This window comes from Sunxiuqinia sp. A32 (assembly GCF_052690465.1).
Genome location: NZ_JBQYLI010000005.1, coordinates 205,898 through 219,814 on the forward strand (window position 1 = coordinate 205,898; position 13,917 = coordinate 219,814).

At 33.2% G+C, this 13,917-nt stretch carries 14 protein-coding genes; 11 read left to right on the forward strand and 3 right to left on the reverse strand.

Annotated features, from left to right (window positions below; genetic code table 11):
• Positions 1–14 precede the first annotated feature (14 nt).
• Positions 15–677 (reverse strand): IS6 family transposase, encoded by a 663-nt coding sequence (locus tag ACUNWD_RS06935; protein WP_445587063.1) that lies wholly within the window; start codon positions 675–677, stop codon positions 15–17.
• A 473-nt stretch (positions 678–1,150) separates the two neighbouring features.
• Between ACUNWD_RS06935 and ACUNWD_RS06940 the strand changes: the two genes are divergently transcribed.
• The 9 genes from ACUNWD_RS06940 (at position 1,151) to ACUNWD_RS06980 (ending at position 11,332) form a co-directional block, all read left to right on the forward strand.
• Complete coding sequence (locus tag ACUNWD_RS06940) at positions 1,151–2,341, forward strand: phage integrase SAM-like domain-containing protein (protein ID WP_445587064.1); 1,191 nt, start codon at positions 1,151–1,153, stop codon at positions 2,339–2,341.
• A 72-nt stretch (positions 2,342–2,413) separates the two neighbouring features.
• Positions 2,414–3,142: a hypothetical protein gene (locus ACUNWD_RS06945; RefSeq protein ID WP_445587065.1), complete on the forward strand. Its 729-nt coding sequence runs from the start codon at positions 2,414–2,416 to the stop codon at positions 3,140–3,142.
• A gap of 178 nt (positions 3,143–3,320) precedes the next feature.
• Positions 3,321–3,614, forward strand: coding sequence for a helix-turn-helix domain-containing protein (locus ACUNWD_RS06950; protein ID WP_445587066.1), 294 nt, complete (start codon positions 3,321–3,323; stop codon positions 3,612–3,614).
• Between the two features lie 5 nt (positions 3,615–3,619).
• Entirely contained in the window at positions 3,620–4,864 is a 1,245-nt protein-coding gene (locus ACUNWD_RS06955) for an AAA family ATPase (protein WP_445587067.1), read from the forward strand.
• A 158-nt stretch (positions 4,865–5,022) separates the two neighbouring features.
• A complete protein-coding gene (locus ACUNWD_RS06960; RefSeq protein ID WP_445587068.1) occupies positions 5,023–5,967 on the forward strand; it encodes a DUF4268 domain-containing protein in 945 nt (314 codons plus the stop codon).
• Between the two features lie 104 nt (positions 5,968–6,071).
• Positions 6,072–7,055, forward strand: a complete 984-nt coding sequence (locus ACUNWD_RS06965; RefSeq protein ID WP_445587069.1) for a DNA-methyltransferase — start codon at positions 6,072–6,074, stop codon at positions 7,053–7,055.
• Entirely contained in the window at positions 7,055–9,094 is a 2,040-nt protein-coding gene (locus ACUNWD_RS06970; protein WP_445587070.1) for a hypothetical protein, read from the forward strand. Before ACUNWD_RS06965 ends, ACUNWD_RS06970 begins: the two co-directional genes overlap by 1 nt.
• A 6-nt stretch (positions 9,095–9,100) precedes the next feature.
• Positions 9,101–10,435 carry a hypothetical protein gene (locus tag ACUNWD_RS06975; RefSeq protein WP_445587071.1) on the forward strand — a complete coding sequence of 445 codons (1,335 nt, stop codon included), beginning with the start codon at positions 9,101–9,103 and terminating at the stop codon, positions 10,433–10,435.
• Positions 10,436–10,897: 462 nt separating this feature from the next.
• Positions 10,898–11,332, forward strand: coding sequence for a hypothetical protein (locus ACUNWD_RS06980; protein WP_445587072.1), 435 nt, complete (start codon positions 10,898–10,900; stop codon positions 11,330–11,332).
• 11 nt (positions 11,333–11,343) lie between these two features.
• On the opposite strand, the gene ACUNWD_RS06985 is transcribed toward ACUNWD_RS06980, so the two are convergent.
• Both ACUNWD_RS06985 and ACUNWD_RS06990 read right to left on the reverse strand, forming a co-directional pair.
• Entirely contained in the window at positions 11,344–11,910 is a 567-nt protein-coding gene (locus tag ACUNWD_RS06985) for a hypothetical protein (RefSeq protein ID WP_445587073.1), read from the reverse strand.
• A 26-nt stretch (positions 11,911–11,936) separates the two neighbouring features.
• Positions 11,937–12,680, reverse strand: coding sequence for a DNA/RNA non-specific endonuclease (locus ACUNWD_RS06990; RefSeq protein WP_445587074.1), 744 nt, complete (start codon positions 12,678–12,680; stop codon positions 11,937–11,939).
• A 221-nt stretch (positions 12,681–12,901) separates the two neighbouring features.
• On the opposite strand from ACUNWD_RS06990, the gene ACUNWD_RS06995 reads away from it, so the two are divergent.
• Together ACUNWD_RS06995 and ACUNWD_RS07000 are read left to right on the forward strand one after the other, a co-directional pair.
• Complete coding sequence (locus ACUNWD_RS06995) at positions 12,902–13,144, forward strand: hypothetical protein (protein WP_445587075.1); 243 nt, start codon at positions 12,902–12,904, stop codon at positions 13,142–13,144.
• Between the two features lie 2 nt (positions 13,145–13,146).
• Positions 13,147–13,914: an SOS response-associated peptidase gene (locus tag ACUNWD_RS07000; protein ID WP_445587076.1), complete on the forward strand. Its 768-nt coding sequence runs from the start codon at positions 13,147–13,149 to the stop codon at positions 13,912–13,914.
• Positions 13,915–13,917: the final 3 nt, after the last annotated feature.

Sequence of the window (13,917 nt, forward strand, 5' to 3'; positions counted from 1 at the left end):
TCCATTGTTCAGAATTATACAGCTAAAGAATTGAAAGTTTTGTAGCTAGTGGATTTGGAATCAATAATTTGATTCTTTCTTATGATATTTATTATTTCAATTCCTGCCAGTGTTCGTTGCGCTGACTCAAAACTTTTGAATCCGGTGGTGATTGCTATTCTTCTTTTGATGGTACGATGATCCTGCTCCACAATATTATTTAAATACTTGCATTGCCTCCATTTCACGTTCCTAAAATTTCGCTTGTTGTAGGTTTTAATGCCTTGCTTATTGGCACCGCTCTTATCAATGTTGATTATACGTGGTTTACCATTGTTACCTATGGCTTTATTCAGAAACTTCTGAGCAGATCCGTTCATCCTTCGCTTGGTTAACAAGAAGTCGATCGTATTCCCATACTTATCCACAGCTCTGTATAGGTAACGATCTTTACCACCAACTTTGATGTAGGTCTCATCCATCCTCCAACTGTCGCAAACTTGCCGCTTCCTCTTATGTATATTCGCTTCGATCAAAGGGGTAAATTTATAAACCCACCTTTGAATTGTAGAATGATCAATATTTACTCCTCTTATTAAAAGCAGTTCTTCTACATCCCTATAACTTAAAGTGAATCTCAATTTTAAATAAACGGCTTGAAGAATTATCGCTTTGGGATATCTGTGGCGCTTGAACATCGAATAATTATTTTAGTTGAATGGCAAAATTAGAAATTGTTGAATTGAGAACAATTAATGCGACAGAACCCCAAATGGAGCTATACCACAATCTTCTGTATTGTCAGTATTAATTGACATTACAAAAGAAAAGGTGACCTAAACTTAACAAAAAATTCAGGTCACCTTATAGTTCACGTGGGAACTGGTTTTATATGGTCTAAATTGATATGTTAAAAAATCAAAAAAGCCCGCAAACACTGGCGTTTGCGGGCTTTTGATGTCATTTGATTTCCCAATCTGTCGGGATACCAGGATTCGAACCTGGGACCCCCTGCTCCCAAAGCAAGATTTTAGTTTCATATATTTTCACAAACATTCATGACCATTCTCAAAACCAGCACTATTCAAGCTTTACAACAAGTGAAATTATGAAATAAATTGCATATTTTTGAAAATAATGTTTCACCTATGTTTCACCTAAAGAAATACCGATGGCTTCAGTAAAACTTAAATTTAATACAAAAAAAACACTTAGTGATGGAACACACCCTATCATAATACAGGTGCTTCACAATCGAAGAAAAAAAGAATTTTATCTTGGAAGATCAGCAACAATTGAACAGTGGAACATTGATAAAGAATGCACAAACAAAAAGCATCCTTACCAAGCAGAAGTCAATTCCCGAATAAAAAATGGTTTATTGACAATGAATAAGATAATCACTGATTTTGAAAATAAACACCAGCACTTTACTATTGATGACATTGAAAATAAATTCAAACTTAAATCATCAGGTGAAACCTTAAATGACTATGTTGATCTTTTACTTGAAAGATTTGAAAAGGAAGGAAAAACTGGAAACTCCAGAGTGTATAAATACATGAAGAATTCCTTTAACAGATTTGCTGAAGGAAAATCGGTGAAACTTGCAGATATAGATGCAAAAAAGATAAAAGATTACGAATCGCACATGAAAATAATTGGGAATAGTGTCAATACTATTTCTGTACATTTAAGAACATTGAGGGCTGTGATTAATAAAGCCATTAAAGAAGGGATTTTAGAAAATGAAAGATACCCATTTAAAAACATTTCAATCAAACACCAAAAAACTAGGAAAAGGGCTGTAAATAAAGATATAATCAAATTGGTTGAAGAGCTTGATGTTTCAAAGGAAGATAATCTTCAGTTATGGAAAGACTTGTTCATGTTTAGCTTTTATAATCGTGGAATGAATGTAGTTGACATGGCTTTTCTAAAAGTAAAGAATATTGAAGCAGGAAGATTGAATTATACAAGAAGAAAGACTGGTCAGCACTTTAGTATTAAGCTTACTGACAAGTCTAAAGAAATTTTATCAAGGTACAATGATCTGAATGAAAAAGATTCATATATATTCCCAATCATTTACAGGAAAGGCTATGAATATAAGGATTACCGGAATGCCATGAGGCTTATGAACAAAAAACTCAAGAAAATTTCAGAATTATTAAACCTTGATATACCTTTAACCACATATGTCAGTCGTCATAGTTGGGCTACCATAGCTAAAAAGTCGGGAATCCCTACATCTATTATCAGTGAGGGTTTGGGACATGAGAGCGAAGAAACAACCCAAGTCTATCTTGATAGCTTTGAAAATGATGTACTGGATGATGCAAATGATTTAATAATTGGTTAAGATATTTCATTTTATATCACATCGTAAGAAAATAAAATTCCATATTTCAAATTCCTCTAATTTAGTTTTAAAATGGACAACATTGACATCCAAGACAATTATTTGAAAATACTGAGTGTAAAAGAATACGAAATCGATGAAATTATTGGACTTTACGAAGGCGAATTTCCAGTTACTTGTAAAGGTATAAAATCGATAACTCATTTAATCAGCACCTTAGCGACATTGAAAAATAAGATACTTCTTGATAGTACTTTGTCTGTCAATGATATGGCGTATTTGAAGACTCGCCTTGAAAAACAAATAGATGATTATGAGACAATAAAGATTAATGACAATAAGTATTTTATGCAAAAAGGTATCAGAGTTTATGAAGCTACTTATGGTGCTCCACCTATTGTTGAAAACAAAAAAATAGATTTAAATGATGTCAATCCGACTTACTTAAATTACATTGAAAAATATTCTAAACATAAATTTGAGATAACAAATACATTAATCACAGAGCTTACAGAAAAAATTGATTTTGTTCATATTAAGTCAGAATCAAATAAGCTCAACCTTAATTTATCTGTAGCAGATATCTCTTTGTTTTTTCGCTTACTTGATGACGAGAAAATTTTTAATACCAAGCATAAAACGGAAATATATAGATTTATTTCACAATCATTTTCAACCAACAAACAAGAATCCATAAGTGAAGCTAGTGTTAAAAATAAATTCATAACTCCAGATAATACTTCCATAGGAAACATTGAAACACTCCTAATCAGGATGAGACAAAATTTAAAAAACATCTAAAAATAGCAGATTATTATTGCTGATATACAGGAACTTACCTTATGGTTGCGCAACCCTTAGCAACTGTTTTTGCCTTTAAATCCTTCAGATCTTTGTATCGGAAATTGAAGCTGAGTAAACACCAGCTTGGCTCAATTGACTGGTGGTAATAAATTTTTTAACGCTAAAAACAAAAATTATGGATTTAGCAATAGAATTTGAAAGATTAAAAGAAGGGCAAACAAAAATTATAGAGTTGCTCTGTGATAATCAACCGAAGTTTCAAGAACATTTTAAAGTTTACACAATTACTGAAATTGCTAATTTGCTTTCAGTTACGAATCGCACAATTTACAATTGGAAAGAACAGGGAATTCTTCCATGTACAATTGTAGGTTCAAAAACGTACATCACTCAGAAGCAACTGGACGAATTTCTGAGTCTTCATGAAGTAAAACCCGTCAACAGAGGAAGGAGGGTGTCATGTATATAAATGATATGAACGATCCACTCTTCGAATCACATGAATTTGAAAAGGATTCTACTGATTCAAAAACAGACCCGAATAAGCAACCTGAAGAAGGAACTGAGGAATCCAATAATGGAAATCTGGATCAATATTCTTACATTCCGGATGAAACGATTATGGTAAAAGCAGAATCTGATGAAGGCACAGCTGTTGTTGAAGAAAATAACCCTTCCAAAAAAATTCAGCTTGATGAAAAGCCAAAAACTGAATTGGCTCCAAACAAAGCTTATTACACTGGTAAAGAGCTGTATGAATTTGGTGTTAAAGAATTACCGATGTTAATTGCCCCACTATTCATAAAGAGTGGCATAACAATTCTTGCTGGTGGTAGTGATATCGGCAAAAGTACCCTTTTGAGGCAAATAGCTATTTCCATTGTACAGGGAAAAGACGAATTCCTCGGATGGAAGATTAATGCAGAGCATAATAGTGTAATCTATGTTTCAACAGAAGATGACCGCTATGCAATATCTCATTTGCTAAATAAATCACTCGGGGATAATTATGATGCGAGCTCACTTGAAAGATTACGATACATTTTCGATTCGGAAAGGCTGGTTGACAGTCTTGATGCTATTCTTGCTAAGAATCCGACTGATCTGGTAATAATAGATGCCTTAACTGACATCTTTGGTGGCGAACTCAACCAGGCAAATAAAGTCCGTGATTTTCTTAATAGGTATTTTATATTGGCAGACAAATATAATTGCTTGTTTGTTTTTCTACACCACACTGGGAAACGCACTGAACAATTGCCTCCAAGTAAAAACAACCTGCTAGGTTCCCAAGGAATCGAGGGTAAAGCGAGGCAAGTAATCGAATTAAGAAGAGATCCATTTGACAACGAATATCGCCATATATGTGTTGTAAAAGGAAATTATCTTCCTGATGAATATAAATCACATAGTTTCAAAATCAAGTTCAATGAGAATTTGACATTTGAGATGACAGATGAACGAGTTGAATTTGAGGATCTTGTTGAAAGAACTGAAGATGCTATTCCCAAGTCGACTATACGAAAAAGAATAGCTGAAATGCACGAAAATAAGGGTATGTCATTTGAACGAATTTCTGAGAATTTGATATCAGAAGGGACGAAAATTTCAAAAAGTACTGCTCATAAATATTACAAGGAATATCAAATGGGTAGTATCAATAATGCGAATCCCGAGCAAGATGAAGGTGAAGTTGATTTGCCAGCAGCAGAGGAATAGATAATATCCATCCGTCCGATCCACTAAGGAAAAAAACGGATGGACGAAATAGATGTTAATATGAGCTCACCTTTAGGTGGGCTTTTTTTATATCACATATTTATACTTTACAATAAAACTGTTACTTTTAGTAATTCAAAATCAACACCCAAATTATAATGTCACCCAAAATAGGAAAACTTAAAAAAGTTGAAATTCGTGAACTGTGGAAAGGAGAAGCATCTGATTTTACTCCCTGGTTAGCGAAGGAAGAAAACATATCGCAGTTAAGTGAAGAAATTCAAATTGAGCTAGAGGTGGTTCAACAGGAAAAGAATGTAGGTCCTTTCAGAGCTGATATACTTTGTAAAAATACGATTGACGATCACTATGTTTTAATTGAGAACCAACTTGAACGTACAGATCATACCCATTTAGGTCAGATAATGACATATGCGGCAGGTTTAGATGCTGTGACAGTGATTTGGATAGCTAAACAGTTTACGGAGGAGCATAGGGCTACAATTGACTGGTTAAACCGAATTACGGATGAGCAATTTAATTTCTTTGGGATAGAGATAGAAGCATATCAAATAGGTGAAAGTTTACCAGCTCCGATGTTCCAAATTGTAAGTAAGCCAAATAATTGGTCTAAGACAGTAAAAAGTGCAGCAGGTTCACAAGATTTGACGGAAGCAAAAACACTCAATCTTGAATACTGGACAGCAATGAAGAAGTATTTTGAGGATAATGGATCATTCCTTCGTAACCAAAAACCATCACCAAATCATTGGACCAATTTTGCATTAGGGAAAAGTTATTTTCATTTGTCTGTCGTTCACAGTGTAAGGGACAACTTTTTGAGGATCGAATTTCTAATTAAATCAGACACATCAAAAGAAGATTTCAGAAAATTAAAATCTAAATATGAAAATCAATCATATCAAGAAATTGATGAGAATGTAATATGGGATGAATTACCAGATAATAAGCTTTCATGGGTGTACCTTAAAAGAGATGCAAACGTAAGCGATAAATCTGATTGGAAAAACCAACATCAATGGTTCATGGATAACATTGAGAAATTTGATAAGTTCTTCAGACCTAAAATCAAGCAGTTGTGAATTAATTACATTGGTTCTTCAGCATGCAAAAGAGCCAAATTTTTGCCACCACACATGAAAGAAACCATCACAGGTTTTGTATTTTAGAAGCTTTTTAATTTTTTATGGCGCATTTAAAGGAAACATATTATAAAACAAAAAATGGACAACTTCTCTTAGGGGATTCTATTAAATTGCTAAAAGGGAAACTTTCATCAAAATTAAAGGGAAAAGTAAATCTAATCGTGACTTCTCCTCCATTCCCTTTAAACAATAAAAAGAAGTATGGAAATTTGCAGGGCGAATCATATAAAGAATGGTTTATAAGTTTAGCTCCTGTTTTTGAAGAATTATTAGCCGACGATGGTTCTTTGGTGATAGAAATTGGAAATTCATGGGAATCTGAAAGACCTGTACAGTCGTTATTGCATTTAGAGTCATTATTGGGTTTAGTGCAAAATTCAAACTTAAGATTAATACAGGAATTCATTTGTTATAATCCATCTAAACTACCATCGCCAGCTCAGTGGGTAACAGTAAATCGTTTAAGAACCGTTGATAGTTATACTCATATTTGGTGGTTAGCAAAATCAGATTTCCCTAAAGCCGATAACAGTAAGGTATTAAGGCCATACAGTAAAAGCATGCAAAAACTTTTAGAGAAACAAAGTTATAATAAAGGCAAGAGACCTTCAGAGCATGTTATTTCAGAAGAAGGTTTTTTAAAGAATCACGGAGGTAGCATCTCTCATAACTTTTTTGAGCTTGAACCAATAGATGAGAAAAGAGATGTAAGATTGCCTCATAATGTTTTGAGTTTTTCAAATACTTCTTCAAATGATTATTATCAAAAATTATGTCGTAGAGAAAATATAGTTCCTCATCCAGCGAGGATGCATGCTGGAATCGTTAATTTTTTTGTTGATTTCTTAACAGATGAGAGTGATTTTGTTTTAGACCCTTTTGCTGGTAGCAATACAACAGGGTATTGTTGTGAAAAAAAAGGTCGAAAGTGGTTGGGGATTGAAATTGACGCTGAGTTTGCTAATCAATCTATTTATAGGTTTGAAGAACCGAATAACAATTTTAAATTAAAAATCGTGCAATAATGAATTCCCTGATTACAAAAATTACTGATGTAGATTTCTTCAAAGAAGGTCAAAAAGAAGAACTTTTTGTTGGTCGACCTTTTGCAATTAACTACAATAAACTAAAGCTGCTAATATCTGATTATTGGAAATATAAAGTAAAAGGGATTCCTCAAGGTTCTTTTTTGTTAGCTTTTTATGACAATCCTTATGACGAGGAAATTCATGAAGCATTGTTGCTAAGAGTTTTGGACCCTGCTCAATTACCCACAGACAGCAATGTTATTGCCTCTATGGTAGAGTATTATAAGGATAATTTAAAGACTTCTGGAAAACAAAGTGAACTTGATGATTTTACTAAATACGAGTTTAGCTTCTCTGGTCTGGAATGTCGTATTTTAGGAACTTTTTATAAGGAAAATGGAAAAGTAGAATTTGGAGCAGACGTCGAAAACTTTTATTCTGCTCACAACTACAAAGTTTATAAAGCAACTGACAAGGTACTTGAAATAGTAGCTAATCAAAGAGACAAGGATATACTTGCAGGGGGTGAATCAGAATTTGCAATTGGAAATGTTAGATATAGTTCGAGTCGAAGACAGCTTCTTCATGATGAATCAGTAAATGATGTTAAAGTTTTTATTAATCCAGGGGATTTATTAGGGAAAAGAACTGCACTTTTTGGAATGACAAGAACGGGTAAATCTAATTCTGTCAAAAAAGTAATTCAAGCTACTGTTGAAATTTCCTCTAAATCAAAATATAACTCTATAAAAGAACTTCCTGCACATGAAAACCTTTTAGAGCCTTTAGATAGTGATACTGGCGCTCCTAAATTGCCAGTAGGGCAAATTATTTTTGACATTAATGGTGAATATGCAAATGCAAATCTACAAGACGAAGGCACTGCTATTTTTGACATGTACAAGGATTTAGTAATTAGATATAGTGTTTTGGATAAAACTGACGAAGGATTCAAGGTATTAAAAACAAACTTCTATACAGAAATTCAAGCTGGTTTTGAATTGGTACGTGCGACTTTGACCTCTAATACAAGTAATTATATTCAATCCATTTGTGCAATGGACTTAAATGTTCCTGACGGCTACACAAAATCAATATCGGATAGGACAAGTGATGAAAAAAATGCGGCTAATCTATATGATAGAAAAATAGCCCTTTACAAAGCTTGTTTATATGCAGCAGGCTTTAAAACCACCAATAATCGTGTCAAGTTTTTTGGAGATGCAAAAACAATAAGTACAATTACTCCTGAAATAGAACCTCATAAAGGAATTACACTCGATGAATGTATTACTTGGTTTACATCTTTGTATGAGGCAATGGGAGATGCTACTTTGTCACAAGTTTTCACTCAGTACAAGCAGAGCAAAGGCTTTGACTATCTTGACGAAGACATGAAAGCTCTTTTAGTTTTTTTAACTAGAAAATCTACACCTAATGGTTCTGCTAATCTTTCAGGGTTTAGAATCTTAAGGGCAATATCAAGTTTGCATACGCCAACTGTTCAACAAGCATTTGAGAAAGAAATTATTTCTGCGTTAAGGCTTGGCAAAATTGTAATAATTGACCTGTCGCAAGGTGACCCTTTAATCCAAAGATTATATAGTGAAAAGATATGTTCACGAATATTTACGGATTCAATGCAGAATTTTATTGAAACGAAACCGAATAATTACATTCAATTCTATTTTGAAGAAGCCCACAATTTATTCCCTAAAAAAGAGGATAAAGATTTAAGCCAAATATATAATCGAATTGCAAAGGAAGGTGCTAAGCTAAATTTGGCCATGATATATGCGACTCAGGAAGTAAGTTCTATAAGTTCAAATATTCTAAAAAACACTCAGAACTGGTTTATCGCACACTTAAACAATGAGGATGAAACAAAAGAGCTTAGGAAATACTACGATTTTGAGGATTTTACGAGTAGTCTTGTGCGTTTTAGTGCAAAGAATGATAAAGGTTTTGTTCGTATGAAATCATATTCAAATCCGTTTATTGTACCTGTTCAAATTGATAAATTCTCTGCAAAATAATTTTCTATGTCTTATAACGAAGGTAAACGTCCATTTGAAGCGGCAAGTAAAAGCAACCATATTCATTTAATTAAGGATAAGTTGGTTCAAGAATTCCTCTATAATCATGAATTGCCACGTGATTCTGAAGAGATTGAAACGATTTCCTCGTATTATATTGATGTTGATTATGATGCTAAAGACTCTATAAAATGGATAGTTGCCGTTGATGGAGGAAATACAACAATTCCTGTTAAATCCAAGTTCCCTTCATCAACATTAACATTTTTTCAATTTGGAGCTAATGCTTTATCAATTGAGGATTTGAATTCTCTAAAAGAAGAACCGTATATTTCTCCTGATAATATTTCAAAGCTAAAAGAACTTCATAGGAGAAAATTAGTTATTCCAACTAAAAATATTGGTTTAAAAAAAGACGATGGAACTCGTGCAACGCTAACATTTTCTGTACGAAAAGCTATTTATGACTTTTTTAAAAACGAAGACTTGCTAGAAACGCTAAGTTGGTTTCTATTTGAATCTTATAATCCATCATCAGCTAAAACCACTTACGACTTAGCATCTCATCCAGATAATCCCGATATTAAAAGAATCAATATTGAAAAAAACCAACTAACAGATGAATATTGTATTAATCACGCTGATGGATTAGTATTCTTAACAGATGTATTTCGATTGCACGAGGCTGTTGATGATGATTTTGGTGCTGGTGGTGTCTTAGGGTATTTGACTAACATCGCAGAACATTTTATACTAATAGATTACATTAAAAATGTATATAAAAGGCGAAAGTCAGCTTTACGAGAAGTTGTATTTATCAAGGATGGACCTTTAGGATTTTTTGGTCAAACTGCTAATATGCATAAGCCGATGAGAGCTTTGTTAAGTTACCTTGCTTACTCTGAGGATATTTATATTGTAGGGATTGAAAAATCGGGTCCTTTTGTTGAGCACGCAATGGAAATTCAAGATAAAATTAAACCAGGTCAAGCATATTTGTTTTCAAATAAGTATATCTATAAATATGTGAAACCAGGTGACATCAATACAACGGAGCCTTTTGGAAAAACATCTTACTATGGGAGTAAGTTAATTTTTAAATCAAGAGACGAGAAAATTTACTTAATTACTTTGCCGACATCTTCACCAGAGGTTGTTATGAACCCCAAAAAAGAAGATTTTCATAATATTGATGTGATACTTAAATACATTGAGAAATTACGTTCGGATATGTACGATAACTCATTGCTTCCAATTGCTTTAGCGAATAAATTGGTTTCGTTATCCGACCACCCAAGTTCAATGATTTTAGAGAAATTTGCTAAATCAATAATTAAATGATAATCCAGTCCACACAGCCAAGCACATTTGCAATTCGCACAAACTAGACTAAAACCAAATTGCAATAGAACTATTCAAACCCAGTACGCCCACCTAAAACCCATCAAAAAGCCCATGAATAAACAGATTGGGCGTATGGGCGTAGAAGTGTCAGAAAATAACTCCTCTATTTCTATAATAAAATGTCGTCTTATTCTAAAGAATAATAATATTTTCAAATACAAAGTTTTATAGAATCCTTACACCCATACACCCAAACATTGATGAATAAGGGGAAAGAGGTGGATTTATGTTGGGTTTAGTGGGCTTAGTCTGAATATAAGTTACTCCTGTTATCTTAATTTTTCTACTTGTTCGTTATCTAAATTAGTTTTAACTTAATAAATGAACTTGAAAAATGTTTTTTTTATGATCTCTGAAAATGAGAACAAAGTCCGCCAAATTACCTAAATACGCATACTGATGGGAATGAATAGAACATCAAATATTCCTAAAACTTATGATAGAAATCAAATTATCAAGTTTCATATCCAAGAATATCATAAAACTAGTGTTGATGATTTTTTTCAAACATTAGCTGGAAAATATATAACTGATAAACGTCAAAGAGAGATATTTCTGAAAAGAGAAGTCTGGTTGAAAATTAAGCTCAATTATATTGGAGGGCTAATGCTTTCGTTGAGGGGAAAAGAGATATTCTCACCCAAAGATATTCGTGATGTAATTCGTGAAGAGATTATACCTTCACTTACAGAAATAAGTGATAACCAATTAAGCGGAATGCTGTTAACATCTGACGTACATAAAAATGCGGTTACCCCAAAATGGCATAATGGACATCCATGCCTAGAAAAAGTCAGTAGAGGAAAGTATAGGTTAATAGGTTTTGAAATATAATACAGATAATTTTATACCTCTTTCAGTTCCCATGTCCACCTCAATCTAGCTTTACCAGTGCTAACAACTCCAGACCTTTCTTGATTTGGATTTTCAAAGAATTCATCCTCAAATTCTTCATCCATTGAAATAAAACCAAGATTTCTGTCTTTCATTTTCGATAAAGCATCTGCTACAATATCTATGCTTGAATCTATCACTAACCACTCAATATTTGTTAGTTTTAATATCTTAGAACCATCTATATCAAGCTTACCTTTTAGCTCTGAAATATATTCAAATGTATTACGGAGTTTTTTTCTGGATTGCATAAGAGAAAGTCTAATAGAAACAGAATTGTTATCTGGTAACTTACTCTGAAAAACTTTCAGTCCATCAGAACCATTTTGTTTGGGTCTAAACCTATAAATATCTTCTGATTTATTTGTTAATTGAATAGTCCCAGCTTTTGGAAGCATAGCTACTAAGGATTTTGAACTGTCTTCTGGGTGTGTAGTATAAATAATGAAATACAGATTCCACCTGTCCCTTTTGGTAAGCATTTCTATAGAATCCAGTTCTAATCTTACTTGTTTCATATTTGGTTATTTTAGGTTCTAGTGAATCAAAAATTCCAGTTAGTAATATTTACCGTGGATTCCAGATTTGCTTCAATTGCATCATCTAATCCAGGGAAAAAATCAACACCTGTCAATACTTCAATGCTATCAACAGTTACCACAAAATCAGATAGTGGATTTTGTGAGCCTTCATTAGCTAGTAGTAAAGCAATCATACCATTTTCTTCGTCATAAATGACTTTGTAGTACTTCGATGGAATAGATACTTCATTATCTCCAATAGTACCCAAATTGGCATTTAAAATAGGTCCTGTAGCAACATAGATTCCATTGTATTCTATAGCCCAATCCCTAACTTGACTTTCAAGTTTAGACCAGATACCCCTGTTAAAGCTTGGATTTTGAGGAGACATATTTGATAGGAAGAATGACTCAGACATGGATGTATTATCAAGCTTCATATCTGCAGCAGGACATAGATGACCTCTATCATAACCACTGTATTTATAATCATCTAAGGTTGCTGATCCTGTCGATACTAAAGGATCTTCCCTGAAATCATCTGTTCTTTCCTCTGTTCCATTGATTAATTCAGGAGTCAAGTGGTAAAATACCCAATATGCTTGTTCATCATTTTCTGAATAAGATAGTGAATAGTAGGTGTGCTCTATTACTTCACCTGAAGAAATTGGATGAAGGTCAACGTCCTGTATTTCTTCAACAATTGGCTCTTTTGTTTTACAAGAAAAGACAATAAAAATTAGGAATAGGAATGGAAGTTTTTTCATTAATAAAATATTATTCTGTAAAGTTATTGACTTTGGTTCAATATGTCGTTAACTTGCTTTAACTTTTTACTGACATAGAAAGTATAAATTGAACGGCTCGAGTGCTTTGCTTAAGAGTTGAGCCACCACCCCCTCATTTAACTGTGAGGGGTTTTCTTTTATTAGAATCCAAATTCCTAAATTTCAACCAACAACTGATTTTGTTGTTTTAGACTAGTAGAATGATGGAAGAAAAAGATATAATTATATACCCAGAGTTTTGCTATATCCATTCTTTTAAATTAGAGTTGGTAGAAGCTAAAATCAAGTTTGATCTTTTTAAGAATAAAACAGGTCAGTATATTGTTGTTTCATCAAACCTGGAGCAACATGATAAAAGTGTAACTTTTTACAGGGATTATGACCATCTTTCCTCCGTATTTAAGGAAGAATTTACTGAAATTGAAATGTTATATTGGAAATAGTTATGTGTTACAGTTTTAGATCAATCCTGTATGCTCAGAAAAAGCGTTATGAATACTGGAGAAAGGTATGGGAAAAGGAGGCTGATGTAATAGATGACAGAGGTCAAGATTTGTTCTTTGCTGATGGATTCAACCATCCAACTGTATTGATCTATACGGATTCAAATCCATTTATTCCAGTTTCCTCAACTTGGGGATTAATACCTTCATGGTCTAAAGATTTAAGCATATGGAATAAAACATTGAATGCTCGTGGAGAGACAATCTTTGATAAACCAGCTTTTCGTGAATCAGCTAAATCAAAACGTTGCTTAGTCTATATCAATGGATTTTTTGAATACCATCATTTTAAAGGAAAGACATATCCCTATTATATTTTCAATAAAGATGAAACCCCAATGATATTAGCTGGTCTTTGGAATGATTGGACAGATAGATCAACAGGTGAAATACTGAATACTTTTTCAATAGTCACTACTTCCGCAAATCCAATGATGGCATGCATTCATAACAACCCTAAACTGAACGAGCCTAGAATGCCTGTCATTCTTCCTGAAGACTATGCTGATGAATGGTTAAAACCAATTAAGAGTGATTCCGACAAACAGGTCGTCTCTGATCTTATTAAACCTTTTAGTCAAGAAAAAATGGATTCGTACACAGTTGGAACATTGAGAGGGAAGAATGCTATTGGTAATGTTCCAGAATCCTCATCAAAAGTTTTTTATCCTGAACTCAATGATCCACAGGATCAGTTGTCTATTTTCTAGTTC

Coding starts and splice junctions, on each gene's coding strand:
- ACUNWD_RS06935 (WP_445587063.1), bottom strand. CDS start 677: ATGTTCAAGCGCCACAGATATCCCAAAGCGATAATTCTTCAAGCCGTT.
- ACUNWD_RS06940 (WP_445587064.1), top strand. CDS start 1,151: ATGGCTTCAGTAAAACTTAAATTTAATACAAAAAAAACACTTAGTGAT.
- ACUNWD_RS06945 (WP_445587065.1), top strand. CDS start 2,414: ATGGACAACATTGACATCCAAGACAATTATTTGAAAATACTGAGTGTA.
- ACUNWD_RS06950 (WP_445587066.1), top strand. CDS start 3,321: ATGGATTTAGCAATAGAATTTGAAAGATTAAAAGAAGGGCAAACAAAA.
- ACUNWD_RS06955 (WP_445587067.1), top strand. CDS start 3,620: ATGAACGATCCACTCTTCGAATCACATGAATTTGAAAAGGATTCTACT.
- ACUNWD_RS06960 (WP_445587068.1), top strand. CDS start 5,023: ATGTCACCCAAAATAGGAAAACTTAAAAAAGTTGAAATTCGTGAACTG.
- ACUNWD_RS06965 (WP_445587069.1), top strand. CDS start 6,072: ATGGCGCATTTAAAGGAAACATATTATAAAACAAAAAATGGACAACTT.
- ACUNWD_RS06970 (WP_445587070.1), top strand. CDS start 7,055: ATGAATTCCCTGATTACAAAAATTACTGATGTAGATTTCTTCAAAGAA.
- ACUNWD_RS06975 (WP_445587071.1), top strand. CDS start 9,101: ATGTCTTATAACGAAGGTAAACGTCCATTTGAAGCGGCAAGTAAAAGC.
- ACUNWD_RS06980 (WP_445587072.1), top strand. CDS start 10,898: ATGGGAATGAATAGAACATCAAATATTCCTAAAACTTATGATAGAAAT.
- ACUNWD_RS06985 (WP_445587073.1), bottom strand. CDS start 11,910: ATGAAACAAGTAAGATTAGAACTGGATTCTATAGAAATGCTTACCAAA.
- ACUNWD_RS06990 (WP_445587074.1), bottom strand. CDS start 12,680: ATGAAAAAACTTCCATTCCTATTCCTAATTTTTATTGTCTTTTCTTGT.
- ACUNWD_RS06995 (WP_445587075.1), top strand. CDS start 12,902: ATGATGGAAGAAAAAGATATAATTATATACCCAGAGTTTTGCTATATC.
- ACUNWD_RS07000 (WP_445587076.1), top strand. CDS start 13,147: ATGTGTTACAGTTTTAGATCAATCCTGTATGCTCAGAAAAAGCGTTAT.